Annotated in this window: 16 protein-coding genes and 1 pseudogene; 9 read left to right on the top strand and 8 right to left on the bottom strand. The window is 74.8% G+C overall.

All coding sequences use genetic code 11. The features are described from left to right. The first annotated feature begins 73 nt into the window (after window positions 1–73). A complete protein-coding gene (locus tag AB0P06_RS09505) occupies window positions 74–1,051 on the top strand; it encodes a TetR/AcrR family transcriptional regulator C-terminal domain-containing protein (RefSeq protein ID WP_363606358.1) in 978 nt (325 codons plus the stop codon). A 27-nt stretch (window positions 1,052–1,078) separates the two neighbouring features. Here AB0P06_RS09505 and AB0P06_RS09500 read toward each other — a convergent pair whose 3' ends face one another. Then, window positions 1,079–1,483, bottom strand: a complete 405-nt coding sequence (locus AB0P06_RS09500) for a DUF3224 domain-containing protein (RefSeq protein WP_363606356.1) — start codon at window positions 1,481–1,483, stop codon at window positions 1,079–1,081. Between the two features lie 108 nt (window positions 1,484–1,591). On the opposite strand from AB0P06_RS09500, the gene AB0P06_RS09495 reads away from it, so the two are divergent. The 4 genes and pseudogenes from AB0P06_RS09495 to AB0P06_RS09480 all read left to right on the top strand — a co-directional run. Beyond that, the gene (locus AB0P06_RS09495) at window positions 1,592–2,584 is read left to right on the top strand and encodes a WYL domain-containing protein (RefSeq protein WP_363606354.1); all 993 of its coding nucleotides are present in this window, start codon (window positions 1,592–1,594) and stop codon (window positions 2,582–2,584) included. Window positions 2,585–2,828: 244 nt separating this feature from the next. Then, window positions 2,829–3,296 carry a hypothetical protein gene (locus tag AB0P06_RS09490; RefSeq protein WP_363606353.1) on the top strand — a complete coding sequence of 156 codons (468 nt, stop codon included), beginning with the start codon at window positions 2,829–2,831 and terminating at the stop codon, window positions 3,294–3,296. Between the two features lie 192 nt (window positions 3,297–3,488). After that, window positions 3,489–4,334, top strand: a complete 846-nt coding sequence (locus tag AB0P06_RS09485) for a hypothetical protein (RefSeq protein WP_363606351.1) — start codon at window positions 3,489–3,491, stop codon at window positions 4,332–4,334. Between the two features lie 474 nt (window positions 4,335–4,808). Next, window positions 4,809–5,207 (top strand): annotated as a pseudogene (locus tag AB0P06_RS09480) (nitroreductase family deazaflavin-dependent oxidoreductase); the annotation flags it as partial. Between the two features lie 150 nt (window positions 5,208–5,357). Here the strand turns inward: AB0P06_RS09480 and AB0P06_RS09475 are convergent. The 4 genes from AB0P06_RS09475 to AB0P06_RS09460 all read right to left on the bottom strand — a co-directional run bounded on the left by AB0P06_RS09475 (window position 5,358) and on the right by AB0P06_RS09460 (window position 8,557). Then, window positions 5,358–6,137, bottom strand: a complete 780-nt coding sequence (locus AB0P06_RS09475; RefSeq protein WP_363606350.1) for an SGNH/GDSL hydrolase family protein — start codon at window positions 6,135–6,137, stop codon at window positions 5,358–5,360. A 160-nt stretch (window positions 6,138–6,297) separates the two neighbouring features. Next, window positions 6,298–6,843, bottom strand: a complete 546-nt coding sequence (locus AB0P06_RS09470; RefSeq protein ID WP_363606349.1) for a glyoxalase — start codon at window positions 6,841–6,843, stop codon at window positions 6,298–6,300. A 4-nt stretch (window positions 6,844–6,847) separates the two neighbouring features. Further along, window positions 6,848–7,486 carry a hypothetical protein gene (locus AB0P06_RS09465; RefSeq protein ID WP_363606348.1) on the bottom strand — a complete coding sequence of 213 codons (639 nt, stop codon included), beginning with the start codon at window positions 7,484–7,486 and terminating at the stop codon, window positions 6,848–6,850. A gap of 204 nt (window positions 7,487–7,690) precedes the next feature. Then, window positions 7,691–8,557, bottom strand: coding sequence for a hypothetical protein (locus AB0P06_RS09460; protein ID WP_363606346.1), 867 nt, complete (start codon window positions 8,555–8,557; stop codon window positions 7,691–7,693). A gap of 473 nt (window positions 8,558–9,030) precedes the next feature. On the opposite strand from AB0P06_RS09460, the gene AB0P06_RS09455 reads away from it, so the two are divergent. From AB0P06_RS09455 to AB0P06_RS09445, 3 genes are all read left to right on the top strand, one after another. Then, complete coding sequence (locus AB0P06_RS09455; protein WP_363606344.1) at window positions 9,031–10,200, top strand: exonuclease SbcCD subunit D; 1,170 nt, start codon at window positions 9,031–9,033, stop codon at window positions 10,198–10,200. Further along, complete coding sequence (locus tag AB0P06_RS09450) at window positions 10,197–13,337, top strand: SMC family ATPase (RefSeq protein ID WP_363606343.1); 3,141 nt, start codon at window positions 10,197–10,199, stop codon at window positions 13,335–13,337. The genes AB0P06_RS09455 and AB0P06_RS09450 overlap by 4 nt, the downstream gene beginning before the upstream one ends. 94 nt (window positions 13,338–13,431) lie before the next feature. Further along, window positions 13,432–13,734, top strand: a complete 303-nt coding sequence (locus AB0P06_RS09445; protein WP_363606342.1) for a hypothetical protein — start codon at window positions 13,432–13,434, stop codon at window positions 13,732–13,734. Between the two features lie 62 nt (window positions 13,735–13,796). Here AB0P06_RS09445 and AB0P06_RS09440 read toward each other — a convergent pair whose 3' ends face one another. Further along, the gene (locus AB0P06_RS09440) at window positions 13,797–14,030 is read right to left on the bottom strand and encodes a hypothetical protein (RefSeq protein WP_363606341.1); all 234 of its coding nucleotides are present in this window, start codon (window positions 14,028–14,030) and stop codon (window positions 13,797–13,799) included. Between the two features lie 130 nt (window positions 14,031–14,160). Here AB0P06_RS09440 and AB0P06_RS09435 point away from each other — a divergent pair, with 130 nt between their 5' ends. Further along, window positions 14,161–14,841, top strand: coding sequence for a DUF1990 domain-containing protein (locus AB0P06_RS09435; RefSeq protein ID WP_363606340.1), 681 nt, complete (start codon window positions 14,161–14,163; stop codon window positions 14,839–14,841). 23 nt (window positions 14,842–14,864) lie between these two features. Here the strand turns inward: AB0P06_RS09435 and AB0P06_RS09430 are convergent, their stop codons facing one another. Together AB0P06_RS09430 and AB0P06_RS09425 are read right to left on the bottom strand one after the other, a co-directional pair. After that, the gene (locus AB0P06_RS09430) at window positions 14,865–15,332 is read right to left on the bottom strand and encodes a YjbQ family protein (protein ID WP_363606338.1); all 468 of its coding nucleotides are present in this window, start codon (window positions 15,330–15,332) and stop codon (window positions 14,865–14,867) included. 280 nt (window positions 15,333–15,612) lie between these two features. Continuing rightward, on the bottom strand, window positions 15,613–15,879 hold the full coding sequence (locus tag AB0P06_RS09425; RefSeq protein ID WP_363606336.1) for a hypothetical protein: 267 nt from the start codon (window positions 15,877–15,879) through the stop codon (window positions 15,613–15,615). Window positions 15,880–16,144 lie beyond the last annotated feature (265 nt).

Below are 16,144 nucleotides of genomic sequence, written 5' to 3'. Positions count from 1 at the left end.
ACGGTTGCGAAGACCGCCCGGCTGGGGACTAGGGTGGTGCGCGTTCAGGTGCACTAGTGCGGAGGGGACGCCGGTGAGCGGACAGCGAGCGCCACGCTGCGGCCAGATCGTCGCCGAACTGCGGCAGCGGATCGAGGCGGGCGAGCTCGCACCGGGCGACCGGGTGCCCTCGACCCGTGAGATCACCCGGCAGTGGGGCGTCGCGATGGCGACCGCGACAAAGGCGCTCACCGAGCTCCGCCGCGAGGGCCTGGTCCGCGCGGTCCCGGGTATCGGCACAGTCGTCGAAGCCGGGCGCCGCCCCGTGGGCACCGGCCCGCTCCCGGCCTCGCCTCACCCGGACACACCCGCCGCCCCGGCATCGTCCACCCACCGAAAGCGCGGCTCGGACCAGACACTGACGGTCGGGCGGATCGTCGCTTCGGCCGTCGCGGTCGCCGACGCGGAGGGAGTCGCCGCGGTCTCCATGCGCCGGGTCGCCGCCGATCTCGGGGTCGCGACCATGTCGCTGTACCGGCACGTGGCCGACAAGGACGACCTGCTGATGCGGATGCTGGACGCGACCCTCTCCCAGTGGCCGTTCCCCACCGATCCGCCGGAAAGCTGGCGGGACCGGCTCACGCTCGCCGCCCGAACGCTGTGGGACATGTTCCGTCGCCACCCGTGGCTCGCGCCGACCCTGTCGGTGACCCGGCCCCAGCCCGTCGCCGGCGCACTGCCCTTCACCGAGTGGGTGCTCACCGCCCTGGACGGCCGCGGTCTGGACCTGCAGACGATGTTCACCACCCACCTCACGTTGTTCAACTACGTTCGCGGCACCGCTGTCAACGTCGAGCTGGAGGCGGAGGCGGAGGCCCTCAGCGGCCAGAACAACGAGGAGTGGCTGGACACCCAGGAGCCGGTGTTCCAGGCCATCCTGGCCACCGGCCGATTCCCCACACTCGCGCGGCTCACCACGGCCGGGTACGACTTCGACCTGGACGAGCTGTTCGAGTTCGGCCTGCAACGCCTCCTCGACGGCATCGCCGCACTCCTCGAGGAGACGCCCTGAGCCGACGCCGCCGGCACCGCCGGGCGGTCAGCCCAGCTCGTACCCGAAGGTGTACTCGACGGCGGGCGTGCCGTGGCGGGAGGTGAAGCTCCCCGTCCCGCGCAGGCCGGCCAGTTCGCCCGTGCCCGAGCCCGGCACCACCTCGAAGGTGCAGCGGGTGGCCTCCGCGTCGAAGGTGCCGCGCTCCTCCAGCGCGAACGAGCCCTTGCGGCCGTCGACGGCACCCGTCACAACCTCCATGCCGGTGAACGTGCCGACGCTCTCCCCGACATACACGATGGCGTACTCGCAGGTGGTACCGGCCGCTTCGATGCCCCCGGTGAAGCTGTTGGCGACGGAGGCATGGGCGAGCCTCGGCGTTCCGTCGGCCGGGCCGACCGGGGCCTCCTCCCAGTTGGCGAAGGTGAACCGGCCGCTGGTCTGCGTGGGCATGCGCGTTCCTTTCGATCCGCCGCACGGCCTGATCCGTGCGGCGAGGCGTGATCAGCTTCCCGCCCGTACCTGACACCTCGTGTCAGGTACGGGCGACACAATGGCCCCATGCGCGCCGACCGGCTCCTCTCCCTCCTCCTGCTGCTCCAGACCCGTGGCCGGATGACCGCCCCCGAACTCGCCCGCGAGCTGGAGGTTTCGGTCCGCACCGTCTACCGCGACATCGAGGCCCTCGGCGCGTCCGGTGTCCCGGTCTGCGCCGACCGCGGCCCCGAGGGCGGTTACCGGCTGCTGGACGGCTATCGCACCCGGCTCACCGGGCTCACCGATGCCCAGGCCGGGTCGCTGTTTCTGGCCGGCGCACCCGGCCCGGCGCGGGAGCTCGGCCTCGGCGCCGACCTCGCCGCCGCCCAGCTCAAGCTCCAGGCCGCCCTCCCCGCCGAACTGGCCGGGCGCGCCCGGCACATCCAGGACCGCTTCCACCTGGACGCGCCCGCCTGGTTCCGGGAGGCCGACCCGGTGCCGCACCTCGCGCAGATCGCCGAAGCCGTCTGGGAGCAGCGCCCGCTGCGCACCCGCTACCGCCGCTGGCGCGGCGAGGTGGACCGCGAGCTGCACCCGCTCGGCCTGGTCCTCAAGGGCGGCATCTGGTATCTGGTCGCGCGGGCCGGCGAAACCGTCCGGACGTACCGGATCTCCCGATTCCTGGCCGTGGAGACGGAGCCGGACGCCCCCGAACGGCCGGACGCCTTCCATCGGCCCCCCGGCTTCGATCTGGCCGCCTACTGGCAGGAGTCGTCCCGGCGGCTGGAGGCCGCCTGCCACCAGCAGACGGCCCGGGTCCGGCTCTCCCCGCTCGCGCAGAAGCTGCTGCCGGCCCAGTTCGGCTCGGCGGGTCTGCGCGCGCTGGAAGGGGCCTCCCAGCCGGACGGGGCCGGCTGGGTGGAGGCGGACCTGCCCGTCGAGACGGAGTCCGTCGCGGTCGGCGACCTGCTCCGACTCGGCGCGGAGGCCGAGGTCCTGGGCCCGCCCGGACTGCGCGCGGCCGTCGCCCGCACGGTCGCGGCCCTGGCGGACCGCTACCCGGACACGGGCTGCTGACCTCCTCGATCCGTGCCTGGACGCGCCCGGCGATCCTCCCCAGGACCTGGCTGTCGCGGTCGTCGTCCGCACGGGCACTCCGCCCGGCCGGGATCCCACCGCGGTGTCCGGCCACGGCTCCGGGCCTCAACGGCCCCCGGCCCCTGCCATCAGGGATTTCGCGGCCCCGCCGCACTCGCCTCCGGTATCCAGGTGTATCCCCTCCGTGGCCGAAGCGCGATCCGCCCTGGCCAGACTCATGCGCATGAGGGATCGGGGAGTTCACACGCTGTACTGGGGGCTGGGGTCGGTCGTGGCGGTGCTGCTGCTGGGCGGCTGCACCCCACCGGAGCGGAGTATCACCGGCATCACCGTCGAAAACGGCCAGCCCGTGGTGCTGCTGCGGACCTGTGGCGACGAGGCCTACGCTTACATCACCGTCTCGGAACACCGCAGCGACTCGTGGCTCAGCTTGACACCGCAGAAAGCCCACAGGGCCACCTCGTTCCCGCTGTTCCAGCCGCCGGCCGGCTGGTCGGCCAAGGGCGCCACGCCACCACCGCTCACCGACGGGACCTCTTACTACGTCGAGGTCCGCACCACCGAACCGGCCTACTCCTCGGTCAGCTTCACCTCACTGGACATCTCCGGCCTGAAACCCGGCCAGGTCTGGGCGGGCGGCAGGACCTGGGCGATCGAGGAGTTCGACCGCCACGTCCGGGATAAGTGCTGAACGGTGGCGCGCGGGTCGGCGCGGCGGGTGTGATCTCCCTCACCGGGGCCGGGGACAGCGTGCGGGGTGGCCATCAACTCACCTCGACGGAAGCCGAGTTGGCGGACCAGCGGATGCGTCCACCCGGGACCCGATGTGGATCGTCCACGCAGCTTCGCTACCGTGTCCTGCGGAACGAAGGGGGAGATCGACTTGGGGAAGAACCCCGCACTGCGGCGCCTGGCGGGCGCCGGGCTGACGGTCGCGCTGGTCGTCGTCGGCGCGTCGGCCTGTAACGACGACGCCACCGACTCGAAGGCCACGGGAGCGGCCGCCGCCCGGACCGGCGCCGCCGCGAGCGCGACCGCCCCGGCGAGCGCGACGCCGACGCCGGTGGCGTTCGGCGCCGCCGGCTACCGCGGCCTGACGCCGGGTATCGCGAAGGACGCGGCACTGGCGACCGGCGCGCTGGAGCCCGCGCCGGTGTCGCTGCTCGACGGCTGCACCGACTTCGCCTACAAGGGCGGCCCGGCGCCGGACGCCGCCCGGATGGCCTCCGAGGCGGCCACCGAGGCCACCTACAAGGACCTGAACGCCAAGGCGGACGCGCTCAAGAAGCCCGCCGCCGGCTCGACCCTCCCGCCGAACGCCTCGGCGAAGGAGGCGGCCGAGTTCGCCGCGGGCGCGTACGGCTCGGCCAAGAACTCCGCGGCCGACGCCAAGACGATCGCGGACGCGACGATGTCCACCGCCCAGCTGATGGTGGCCCGCGAGGCCCGGGACGCGGCGTTCCTGACCGCCGGGCGGGTCTCCTTCGGCGTCGACGGACTGCGCGAGCTGGTCGCTCCGGCGGACGCCCGGACCGCCGAGGGCATCGGCGCCGGTTCGACCGTGGACGCGCTCAAGCAGGCCTACGGCGCCAAGGGCCTGGAGTTGGCCAAGAGCGGCAAGTTCCAGCTGCCGGTCGAGGGCAAGCCGGGCTGGCAGTACGAGTTCACCGTGGACGGCGACAAGGTCACCGGGGTCGCGCTCGCCAACCGCACCACGAAGTGCGCCTGAGCGGTCCCGAACAAGCCCTACCGCGGCCCCGGCCCGACACCACGTCGGCCGGGGCCGCGGCCGTTCGGGCCGCGGAGGTGATCCCGGAGCCCGGCAGCATTCCGCCCTCGCCACCGGCGGACCACTGGTTCGACCGGGCCGAAAACCCCGGCGACACGCGCCCGCGAGAATCCCCGGGCCACCGACGGGACGGCCATCCGGCGTGATCACGCTCGTTGACAGGCGGTGGGTGGGGTGACTCCAATGGGGGCGTGCAGCGTGGCGCCGGCCAAAGAGATGTGGGCCGGCCGGTGACCGGGCGAGCACCTTTCACCGAGGGACGATGCGCGATGAGTTCTCACTCCGCTCCCCTGATCTGACGCAAGCGGTCGCAGCAGTGCCTGCGCGCGCCCGCCTCGTTGTCGTTCCGTCGCGTGCGTGCGCCGTTCTGTCCGCGGCCTCGGCTCCCCTTTTCCGGAGACTTCACACACACGTATGCCCATGTCTTTCAATGAAGCGATCATCGAGGAATTCCGCGCCAACGGCGGCCGGGTCGGCGGCCCCTTCGAGGGGGGTGACCTGCTGTTGCTGACCACCACCGGCGCGAGGTCGGGCCGCCCGCACACGGTGCCGCTCGGGTACGTCCGGGCCGACGGGCTGCTGCTGGTCGTCGCGTCGGCGGCCGGGGCGCCGGAGCACCCGCACTGGTACCGCAATCTGCTCGCCCGCCCGGTGGTGCGGGTGGAGCTCGGAACGGAGGTGTTCGACGCGATCGCGGTACCGGCCGAGGGTGCGCGGCGGGACCGGCTGTTCGAGGCCGTGGTCCGGGCGGCACCGGGGTACGGCGACTACCGGGCGCACACCGCACGGGTGTTGCCGGTCGTGGTGCTGGAGGCGCATCTGGCCTATGAGGAGGAATCCCTGCTGCCCGTCCTCGCCGGGATTCCGTTCCCGCCGAACCCGCGGCCGAGGGCGTAGGGCCTGGTGACGCTCCGCCGGCCCGCCCCCTTCGGGGGGAGGGGGAGGACCGGCGGAGCGGGGGTGCTACACCTGCGCGGAGAAGACGGGCAGGTAGCCGCCGGACTGGCCGGAGGCCTTGGGGTGGTAGCTCTCGTCGACGGGGAGGGTGGTGCTGTTCAGCCAGGTGGTGCTGGAGCCGCAGATCTCGTGCTCGGTGAAGATGCTGCGGACGTCGCCGAAGGCGAAACCGGCGTTGGCGGCGCGCTTGGCGAGGACGCCGTCGAGCGCGTCGGCCGCGCTGTTGATGGCGGCGCGCTTGGTGTCGCCGATGCCGAAGATGCAGCTGCCGCCGATCTTGTACAGGTGCGGGTAACCCAGCACCACCACGCGGGCGTTGGGGGCCTTGGCGTGGATGGCCGAGTACACCCGGTCGAGCTGGGCGGGCAGGGTGTTGGTGGCGTAGTTCTTCGCGGTGGCGACGGCGCTGAGGCAGGCGCTCTCCGAGTCCAGCACGCAGGTCTGCATGGTGCCGGCGAAGCCCGCGTCGTTGCCGCCGATGCTGATGCTGACCAGCGTGGTGCCGGAGGTCAGCGCCGACAGCTGGTTGTTGAGCACGTCACCGGTTTTGGCACCGGAGCAGGCCACGAAGGAGAAGGAGGACGGGGAGTGCGCGTTCTTCCAGAGGTAGGGGTACGCGTTGGTGCTCCGCTTGCAGCTTCCGCTCTCGCTGGTGTAGCCGCCGGCGCCGACGCCGGCGGAGTACGAGTCCCCCAGCGCGACGTAGTTGACGGTGGCCGCGCCGGCTGACGAGGCGGCGAAGAAGGTGGTCAGGGTGAGGGCCGCCGCGAGGGCGGAAGTCGACATGACACGAGTGGGGCGCAGCATGAAGTCTCCTGGAGTGACGAGGGTCACAGAAGTGATACCAGGCAGTAGCTTCCCCGGGAAGTGGTCATGCCAAGGATATTGACGAACAGTCTGATAACGACGGGGTGAATTGGATCCCGCACGGGCGCTTCCGCGCTGGTCAGACCCCGTTCGCGCCGTTCGCGCCGGGGGTCGCGCCCGAGGGGTCGGCGGGCGCGGCACGGTAGACGACCTCAAGCTCGAAGCCCTGACCGTCGATCAGGTGCGCGGCCTCACCGGTGTCGACACGTACCGTCCAGCCGGCGGAGAGCGCGGCGGCCACCGCCTCGCGTGAGCCGTGCACGGCGAGGTGGTTGAGCCCGGCGCGCAGGCGCTGGTGGCCGCCCGGCAGCAGGGCGGGCGACTGCTCGATCACCAGGTACGCGGCGCCGAGGCGCCAGCTGCGGCCGGCTGGCCAGTGCTGGAACGGCTCGCAGCCGAGGGCGAGCAGGACCGGGGCCCACTGCGCCTCGGCGGTGGCGAGGTCGTCCACCCACAGCTCGACGTGGTGGAACAGCCCGCGCCGGTCCCCGGCCGTGCCGGGTTGCGCGTCCGGCTGCCCGTCCGGGAGCGACGGCGCGGCCGGCTCCTCGCCCCACTCCGCGCCCGGGGACGACGACGCGGCCGGTTGCCCGGCAGCCCGCGGTTCCGGCGTCGGCAGCGTCACCGGCTCAGCCTCCGGCCGGGTAGACGGTGCCCGAGTGGGCGGTGCCGGGGAACACCACGGCGCCCCCGGCCGGCAGTTCCTCGATCGTCTCGTTGGCGGCGGCGGGCACACCCAGCCACTGGACGGCGGCGGACACCGCCGACCGGGCCTGACGCAGCCCGGGCCCGCCCCAGCCGAGAAGTTCGACGGCGAGGCCGGGCGCGACCAGCAGCCGCCGGTAGTGCCGGCCCGAGGCCGGGTCCGCGGCGCTGGGGCCGACGGCGCGCAGCGCGGCGGCCATCCGGACCCGCGCGCACTCGTGCCCGCCGTTGGCCGAGCCGACCCGGTCGTAGAGGTAGCCCAGGTAGTAGGGCGCGCCGATCACGGCCTGGGCCTCCTCGGCCGCCTCCCGTGCCAGCGCCGAGCCCGGATCGCCGGTGTCCTCCGGTTCCAGTGAACCGCCGGGGAGCGAGACGATGCCGTCCCGGGGGTTGACCAGGGTCAGCACCCGGCCGTCGGGGGCGAACAGCCACCCCCACGACTGCTTCACCGGCAGCCCGGCGGGCACCGGCTCCCCCGGTCGCCACGGCCAGCCCGCGGTGGGACGCCGCCGCACCTTGCCGAGCAGCTCGGCGATCTCCGCGCTGAACTCGATCCGGCCCATGCGTCCCCCTCTCCGTGTCGGGCTCGCCGGACCGGCGGTGCGCGGGGAGACCTGCGGTACGCGGTTCGGGGCAGAGCTTCGGGAGCGGCGGCATGGGGCACCGCCCGCTCCTCCTGTTGATCTTCCCCGAAATCTTCCCCGAACAGGCGGTCGATGAACAGTCCCCAGCGCCGCTTGGTGGACACCCGAGCCAGAACCGGCTGGTCAGCCCAGGGGCTCACCGCCGTCCTCGGCCCCGGACGGCCCCGCCGCCGACGGGCCGTCCGGCAGCGGGAAGCCCGGCAGCGGCACGGCTCCCGGCGGGAAGGGCAGCCCCCGGTCGGCGTCGTCGGTGAGCGAGTCGGCCACCTCCTGGACGGCCATCGGCCGCAACCGCCCGCCCGCCAGCGCCCAGCCGCGCACCTGCGGTCCGGCGGACGCGGCCGGGTCGCCGTGCAGCAGCAGCGCGCCGGAGCCGCGCGCGGCCACGCCCGCGGCCAGCGTGACGCAGAACGCCTCCGCGTCCCGCCCCGTGCCGACGAGCCGACCGCCCTCGACACGGACGTCCGCCGCGGCGGTGAGCTCTTCGCCGTCCTCCGGGCCGTGGCAGCGCAGCGTCAGCAGGTGGCAGCCCTCGCCCGCGCCCCCGGCCAGTGCCAGGTAGGCGGCGGTGACGAACCTCATCACCGCCACCAGCCGCCGCTGCCCGTACGGGCCGTCGCCGACCGCGTCCAGCAGCGCCTCGCCGGCGACCGAGATCCGCACCCTGGCCCGGTGGTCGTCGACCAGTACCGGAAGCAACTCGGCCAGCCGCTCCCCCGCGTACACGAAGGGCTCCCCGGCCAGCTCCGGATCGGCCGCGTACGCGACCCGGGCGGCCGCCTCACCGGGGTCGAGGCCGAACGCCTCGCAGTAGTCCTCGTAGTCGGCCGCGTCGAACACCCGCAGGTGCACCTCCACCCCCTGCCCGCGCAGCGCTCGGAGCCGGCTCTCCGTCCGCCGCAGGTACTCCCGGTAGGGGGCGGTGCCGAACAGCCCGTACCGGGCCAGGCCCACGAAGTCGGCGGCCCGGGCGGCCACCGCGAGGGCCACCGGCTCCGGGGGCGGCGCGCCCCGCGAGCCGCCACCCCGGCGACGCGCACGCCCGCCGGGCCCGCCCGCCCCGCCCCCGCGCGGAGGACCCCCGGCCGGAGGCCCACCACCCGACGAGGCACCGCCGCCGGGCAGGCCACCCCCCGGCCCGCCCGGGCCCGGGCGCTGCCCGGCGTGCACCCGAACCCGCGGCAGACCCCGCCTCCCCGTCGGCACCGCCGCCCGGTACCGGTCGGAACCGGCAGGGCCGACCGGACCGGAGAACTCGATGTACCGGGACCGAACGGACATGGCTTCCCTCTCTCTTCTCGCATCTCTCACGGCCGCCCCGGAATCCCGCGGGCGACCGACGATCGAGAACCTACACACCGTCACCGACAATCCACCCAGAGCGATTCCCGGCAGGCCGGTGGAACGGGCGGGATCCCAGTTCCGGGCCGGGTTGTCGGTGACGGACGTTAGGGTCGGGGACCATGCGACTGCTGCATACCTCCGACTGGCATCTCGGGCGTTCGTTCCACCGGGAGAGCCTGCACGACGCCCAGCGCGCCTTCCTGGACCACCTCGTGGCGGTGGTCCGGGCCGAGCGCGTGGACGCCGTGCTGGTCGCCGGCGACGTGTACGACCGTGCGCTGCCGGGCCTGGAGGCGGTCGCCATGTTCGACGACGTGCTGCACCGGCTGGCCGGGCTCGGCGTGCCGACGGTGTTCATCAGCGGCAACCACGACTCGGCCCGCCGCCTGGGGGTGGGCGCCGGGCTGATCGGCCGGGCGGGCGTCCATCTGCGCACCGACCCCGGCGAGTGCGCGGTGCCCGTGCTGCTGGCGGACCCGCACGGGCCGGTCGCCGTCTACGGGCTCCCGTACCTGGAGCCGACGCTGGTCCGGGAGCGCTTCGGGCTGGAGCGCGGCGGCCACGCGGCGGTGCTCGGCGCGGCGATGGACCAGGTCAGAGCCGACCTGGCGGCCCGCCCGGCCGGTACCAGGGCGGTGGTGCTGGCGCACGCCTTCGTCACCGGCGGCGCGCCCAGCGACAGCGAGCGGGACATCGCGGTGGGCGGCGTCGCCTCCGTGCCCGCCTCGGTCTTCGACGGTGTGCACTACGCCGCGCTCGGCCACCTGCACGGCTGCCAGACCCTCGCCCCGCACCTGCGCTACAGCGGATCCCCGCTCGCCTACTCCTTCTCCGAGGCCGCCCAGCGCAAGACGATGTGGCTGGTCGACCTCGCCGCGGACGGTTCGGTGGCCGCCGAGCGGATCGACTGCCCGCGGCCGCGCCCGCTGGCCTGCCTGCGCGGAAGGCTCGACGAGCTGCTGTCCGACGAGAGGTACGCGCCGTTCGAGCAGTCCTGGGTACAGGCGACCCTGACCGACCCGGGCCGCCCCGCCGAGCCGATGGAGAAGCTGCGCCGGCGCTTCCCCCACACCCTGCAACTGCTCTTCGACCCCGAGGAGGCCGAGGCGGCGCCCTCGCAGTCGTACGCGGCCCGGGTGAGCAGGCGCGCGGATCTGGAGATCGCCGAGGGCTTCCTCCGCCACGTCCGCCCGGGCTCCGAACCGGACGGGGACGAGCTGGGCTGGCTGCGCGAGGGCTTCGAGAGCGTCCGGGAGACCACCGACCGGAAGGCGGAGCTGCCCCGATGAGACTGCACAGGCTGACCGTCACCGCCTTCGGCCCGTTCGCCGGCGCCGAGACGGTCGACTTCGACGCCCTCTCCGCCGGCGGGCTCTTCCTGCTGCGCGGTGCCACCGGCGCGGGCAAGAGCAGCGTGCTGGACGCGGTCTGCTTCGCCCTCTACGGCGAGGTGCCCGGCGCCCGCCGGGCCAGCCGGCTGCGCAGCGACCACGCCGACCCGCGGCGGCTGACCGAGGTCAGGCTGGAGCTGACGCTCGGCGGGCGGCGGCTGGAGATCACCCGGCTCCCGGAGCAGCGACGGCCGAAGAAGGTCGGCACGGGGACGACGGTCGAGCGGGCCCAGACCCTGCTGCGCGAGTGGACGGCCGACGCGGGCGGGGGCGCACCCGGCTGGCAGGCGGTCAGCAAATCGCACCAGGAGGCCGGCGAGGAGATCCACCGGCTGATCGGGATGAGCCGGGAGCAGTTCTGCCAGGTGGTGCTGCTGCCGCAGGGCGACTTCGCACGCTTCCTGCGCGCGGACGCCGTGGAGCGGGGCAAGCTGCTGAGCCGGCTGTTCGACACCGAGCGGTTCGGGCAGGTCGAGTCCTGGCTGGCCGAACAGCGCAGGGCCCAGGAGGCCGCCGTCCAGTCCGGGCAGCGGAGCCTTCGGGACTTGGCCAGCAAGGCCGAACAGGCGGCCGGCCCGGCGGCCGAGCCCGCCGAGGGCTGGGTACCCGCCGAGGACGAGCCCACGCGGTCCGGCACCGATCTCGCCGGCGGGGTGCTCGGCTGGGCCGCCATGCTACGCAGCGGCGCCGCCGAACAGCTCGCGGTCGCCGATGCCGCGCTGGCCGGGGCCGAGGCCGGCCACCGGGAGGCGCAGCTGGCGCGGGAGGCCGCCGAGGAGCTGGCCGGCCGGCAGCGGCGCCACCAGGAGGCGGCGCTCCAGGCCGCCCGGCTCGCCGAGGGCGAGGCGGCGCTGGGGCGCGACCGGCGGAGGCTGGCCGCCGCGCAGGCGGCCGTCGGCGTGGAGTCGGTGCTACGGCTGCGCGAGGCCGCCGCCGAGGCCTACCGCGTGGCGGGCGACGAGGAGCGGCGCCACCGCGCGGCGCTGGCGCGCATCCCGGAGACGGCACGCGTCCCGGGCGGGGAGCGTGTCCCCGACGGGGCGGCCGGGCCGGACAAGGCCTACGGCCCGGACGAGGCCCGCGTCATGGCCGGCACGGGCCCGGCGCTCGCCCATGCGGAGGCCGAGGAGCTGGCGCAGGCCGAGCTCCGGCTGCGGGCCGAGGTGGTCCGGCTGGAGGCGGCGCAGGCCGACGAGCGGCGGTGCGCCGAGCTCGGGCACCAGGAGCGGGCGCTGGACGCCGACCGGCAGCGGGCCGAGGAGCTGGCCGAGGAGGCGGGTGAGTGGCTGGACGGCTTCGACGGCCGGCTCGCCACGTTGCAGGAGGAGCAGTCCGCGGCCCGGGCCGCGGGTGCGCGGGTCGAGCAGGTGGACACGCGGCGCGGCGAGGCGACGGACCGCCTGGCCGCCGCCCGCGGCCGGGACGGACTGCGCGCGGAGATCCGGGACGCGGAGCCCCGGGCGCTGGCCCTGCGGGCCCGGGCGCTGGACGCCCGCGAACACAACCAGGACCTGCGTGAACGCCGGCTCGGCGGCATGGCCGCCGAACTGGCGGCACAGCTGCGGCCCGGCGAGTCCTGCCGGGTCTGCGGCTCGCCGGAGCACCCGGCGCCGGCCCGGCCCGCGGGCGGCCAGGTCAGCGCGGAGGACGAGGAGCGGGCCAGGGCGGCCCAGACGGCGGCCGAGCAGGCCGCGGACACCGCCGAACGGGAGCTGGCCGGGCTCCGGGTCCGCGAGGCCACCGCCGCCGGCGCGGCCGGGCCGGAGAGCACGGAGACGCTGGCGGAGGCGCTCACCGCGCTGGAGCGGGAGCACCGCGAGGCGCTGCGGGTGGCGGAGGGGCTGGGCCCGGTCACCCAGCGGGTCGAGCGGCTGACGCGGGAGCAGACCGTCCGGCTCGCCGCACTGCGCGAGGCCGGTGAGCGCAGCGCCGCGCTCACGGCCCGGATCCAGGCGCTCCGCACCGAGCGGACGGACCTGGCCGAACGGGTGGCCGCCGCCCGGGGCGACGCGCCCTCGGTGGCCGACCGGGCGGCGGCGCTCACCCGGCTCACCGGGGGCGTGGCGGCGCTGGCCGCGGCCGCGCGGGCCGGTACGGAGGCGGCGCTCCGGCTGAAGAACGCCGACGACGAGCTGGCCAGGGCCGCGGTGGCGGCCGGGTTCCCGAGCGCGGAGGAGGCCACCGCCGTCCTGCTGCGACGGGAGGAGCGCGAGCGGCTGGAGGCCCGGCTGGAGCGGCACCGTGCCGAGCTGGCGGCGGTGGAGCGGCAGCTCGCGCTGCCCGAGCTGGTCGAGGCGGCGGCCCGCCCTCCGGCGGACGTGCCGGGCGCGCGGGCCCGGCTCCAGGAGGCCGTCGACCGGCTGCGCCGGGCGCACGCCGCCCAGACCGCGGCGCGCGAGCGCTGCGAGGCGCTGGCCGCGATCGGGCGGCGGCTGGCTGAGCTGGCCGCTTCGCTGGCCCCGGCCCTGGTCCGTTACGGCCGGATCAACCGGCTCGCCGCGCTGGCGGCCGGCACCTCCACCGAGAACCGGCTGCGGATGCGCCTGGAGTCGTACGTCCTGGCGGCCCGGCTGGAGCAGGTCGCGGCGGCGGCGAGCGATCGCCTGGTGCGGATGTCGGGCGGCCGCTACACCCTCGTCCACAGCGACGACCGGGGCACCGGCAACAAGCGCTCGGGCCTGGCGCTGCGTGTGGTCGACGCCTGGACCGGCACCGAGCGGGACACCGCGACGCTCTCCGGCGGCGAGAGCTTCTTCGCCTCGCTCGCCCTGGCCCTCGGCCTCGCGGACGTGGTGACCGACGAGGCCGGCGGGATGCCGCTGGACACCCTCTTCATCGACGAGGGCTTCGGGACGCTGGACGAGCAGGCGCTGGAGGAGGTGATGGACGTCCTCGACGGGCTGCGGGAGCGGGATCGCGCGGTCGGCATCGTCAGCCACGTGGCCGACCTGCGCAGCCGGATCCCGGCCCAGCTGCTGGTCCGCAAGGGTCGTCACGGCTCCACCCTCGCCCTGGCCGGCCGGGAGGACGCCTGAGGGGCGGGCGACGCCGAGCCGGCCGGCCCGCGTAATCTCCGGGCCGGCCGCCCGGGGTGCGGGCAGTCCGCACCCGCACCGATACCGTGCGGGCATGGGAAACGCACGAAAGCCGTACTGGCGTACTTTCGGGACGCCGAGGACGCTCGTCCTGTACCGCACCCCTGACCGCTGGCGCTACGCCGTGTACTTCGAGAACCCCCGGGGCATCGCCGACGGCGCTCTCGATCGGCCTGCGGTCTCCTGCGAGCCGGAGACCGCTCAGGCCGCCATGCGGCTCAAGGCCGCGGAGCTCACCTGCCGGGAGCTGGACGTCGACTGGGCGGCCACCGATCAACCGGGCTGGTGGACCGGAGCCGTGACCAGGGTCGGCCCGCTCCCCGACACCGACGGCTGAGCCAGCCCGGTGCACCTCATCGGGTGTAACGGACAGGCGGCCATGGGACCACGGGGCGTCCGTCAGCCGGTGCAGGCGATCCGCTGGGCCTGCTGCCAGGCGCAGACGGGGCAGAGCGTGCTGCCGGGGTGGTCGGCGGGCAGTTCGGTCGGCTCCCCGCACAGCACGCAGTCCGCGCGCGGACCGGCCGACTCCGGGGCACGCGTCAGCGCCGCCTCCGCCCCGGTGGGAGCCAGGGCACAGACCGGCCCGTCGTCCTCGTTCAGCACGCCCGCCGTGTCCACCGCTTCGCTCATGCCGCCTTCCTACTCCGCTCCCCCGCCTGCCCGCAAGGTCGTCCGGGCCCGGGTGGCGGGGCTCGGCCCAGCGACCCGCCACCCGGACCGACCGCCTCACCCGCCGAACGCGCCCGCTACGGTGGGGCCCATGCCGACCGCTCTCCACCGGCGCCTTGAAGCCGCCCGCGCCGCCTCGCCCAACTACCCGGAGGTGGGTGCCACCCGGGACGCCCGACTGCCCGCGGGGTACGCGCAGCTGCGGCGGCGGATCCACCTCGGGCACGGGCCGGAGGTGCTGGAGCGGGCCGGACGGTACGTCCTCGGCTGGGGCAGCCAGCTGGGCAGCGGGTTCGCCGTCCACCCGTACGCCCCCGCCGAGCAGGGCGCCACCGTGCTGCTGCGGCTGAGCCTGCCCGGGCTGCGGCGCCCGCACCTGGTGATCCCCTGCCGGGTGGTGTGGACGGTGGCCGCGCCGGACCGGATCGGCTTCGCGTACGGGACGCTGCCGGGACACCCGGAGTGCGGCGAGGAGGCGTTCCTGGTGAGCATGGACGCGGCGGGCGAGGTGTGGTTCGAGGTCACGGCCTTCTCCCGGCTCGCCGCCTGGTACGCGCGGCTGGGCCGCCCGGTGGCGGTGCTCTGCCAGTACCTGGCGATCGAGCGCTATCTCGCGGCGGTCGCCGGGGCGGCCGCGGACGGCACTGCCGCCACGACCGCCCCGGCCGGCGCCCCGGCCACGCCGGGCACCGCAGGCCCGTCCGGCACTACAGCTCTCTCGGACACCGGGGCCCGGAACACCGACGCCCCGGACACCGCGATCCAGCGGTAGCCCGTCAGCCGAACGGTGGCGCGTCAGCCCAGGAAGGACAGCCGGACCGTCCGGTGCGGGTTGTCGCCATTGGTGTCGATCAGGACCACGGACTGCCAGATGCCGAGCGCCAGTTGACCGCCGATGACCGGCAGGGTGGCGTGCGGGGCGACCAGGCCGGGCACCACGTGGTCGCGGCCGTGGCCGGGGCTGCCGTGGCGGTGGCGCCAGCGGTCGTCGGGGGGCAGCAGCTCGCGCAGGGTGGCGAGGAAGTCGTCGTCGCTGCCCGAACCGGTTTCCAGAACGGCGATGCCCGCTGTGGCGTGCGGTACGAAGACATTGAGCAGACCGTCGCGCCCGGTCGCCTGCTCGTTGAGGAACTCCGCGCAGCGGTCGGTGATGTCGAGCGCCACCTCGTGGCTGCCGGTGGTGATCTCGAAGGTCGTGGAGTGAAAGGTGCTGGAGTAGGAGGAAGGGAATTGCAGGGGGGTGGAGTGGATGTTGTCCGCCATGACGCCATCCTGGCCCACGCCCGGGGGTGCGATGACCTGCCTCGCCGACTCTCCGTGCCAGGTGGGCAAGGTGTCGTACGCTGAGAGGTTCAGACCTTTCCGCCCGGAGAACCGGGCTCGCGCGGGCGGCCCGAAGCAGCCCCCCGGGAGCCTCCAGGAACCCCGGAACAACCCGGCACCGCGCCCCGCGAAGGAGACATCCGGACACGCCGAAGACCCGACGGTCCCGGAGGTCCGTCGGGTCGCGTGCCGAGCGGCGCGACAGCGAGCCGTGAGGGCCCTAGCCTCGCCCGCCGAAGAGGCTCCGGCGCAGTCGGCGCAGCGGCGTCAGCAGCGACACCCGCGCGTGACGGCGACGGGCGGTCGGGGCACTGGCGCCGCGGGGCGTCAGTTCCCTTATCAACCCGACCGCCTCGGCGGTCTCCACCGCCGGGAGTGCGGGCGCGCCGAGCACAGCCAGGTGGCGGTCGATCCGGCGGCCGGTCGCGCCGACACCGCACTGGATCGCCGGCACTCGGGGCCGAGTCCGCACTTGCATCTGTTCCATCAGTATTCCCACCCCTACGAGGCGCCAGGGCCGTGAGGCGAAGACTATCCGTGACAGACGGTCTTCGCGCAACCGTCCTGGTGTTCTGCCACCGTATCGTGCGGCGTCAACTGACGCTGCACCAGGGGCCGCCGGGCCGGTCACGACTAGGCATCGATGATGGTGCACGACCGGCCGGTCGAAGAGCAGCCGTCCGATGCCGCTGCGGAAGACGTTCGAGGACACGGTGACTCCATCTCGCGAAACTCGGGGCGCGGTCGCCGGC

Source organism: Kitasatospora sp. NPDC088351, assembly GCF_040685575.1.
Lineage (GTDB): Bacteria > Actinomycetota > Actinomycetes > Streptomycetales > Streptomycetaceae > Kitasatospora.
Note: the sequence above shows the minus strand (reverse complement) of the source record. Positions and strands in the feature narration are given on the sequence as shown.

Excerpts from the sequence above, each read along its gene's own strand:
- AB0P06_RS09455 (WP_363606344.1), top strand. The coding sequence starts at position 9,031 with ATGCGACTGCTGCATACCTCCGACTGGCATCTCGGGCGTTCGTTCCAC.
- AB0P06_RS09435 (WP_363606340.1), top strand. The coding sequence starts at position 14,161 with ATGCCGACCGCTCTCCACCGGCGCCTTGAAGCCGCCCGCGCCGCCTCG.
- AB0P06_RS09440 (WP_363606341.1), bottom strand. The coding sequence starts at position 14,030 with ATGAGCGAAGCGGTGGACACGGCGGGCGTGCTGAACGAGGACGACGGG.
- AB0P06_RS09490 (WP_363606353.1), top strand. The coding sequence starts at position 2,829 with ATGAGGGATCGGGGAGTTCACACGCTGTACTGGGGGCTGGGGTCGGTC.
- AB0P06_RS09430 (WP_363606338.1), bottom strand. The coding sequence starts at position 15,332 with ATGGCGGACAACATCCACTCCACCCCCCTGCAATTCCCTTCCTCCTAC.
- AB0P06_RS09425 (WP_363606336.1), bottom strand. The coding sequence starts at position 15,879 with ATGGAACAGATGCAAGTGCGGACTCGGCCCCGAGTGCCGGCGATCCAG.
- AB0P06_RS09500 (WP_363606356.1), bottom strand. The coding sequence starts at position 1,483 with ATGCCCACGCAGACCAGCGGCCGGTTCACCTTCGCCAACTGGGAGGAG.
- AB0P06_RS09475 (WP_363606350.1), bottom strand. The coding sequence starts at position 6,137 with ATGTCGACTTCCGCCCTCGCGGCGGCCCTCACCCTGACCACCTTCTTC.
- AB0P06_RS09495 (WP_363606354.1), top strand. The coding sequence starts at position 1,592 with ATGCGCGCCGACCGGCTCCTCTCCCTCCTCCTGCTGCTCCAGACCCGT.
- AB0P06_RS09450 (WP_363606343.1), top strand. The coding sequence starts at position 10,197 with ATGAGACTGCACAGGCTGACCGTCACCGCCTTCGGCCCGTTCGCCGGC.
- AB0P06_RS09465 (WP_363606348.1), bottom strand. The coding sequence starts at position 7,486 with ATGGGCCGGATCGAGTTCAGCGCGGAGATCGCCGAGCTGCTCGGCAAG.
- AB0P06_RS09445 (WP_363606342.1), top strand. The coding sequence starts at position 13,432 with ATGGGAAACGCACGAAAGCCGTACTGGCGTACTTTCGGGACGCCGAGG.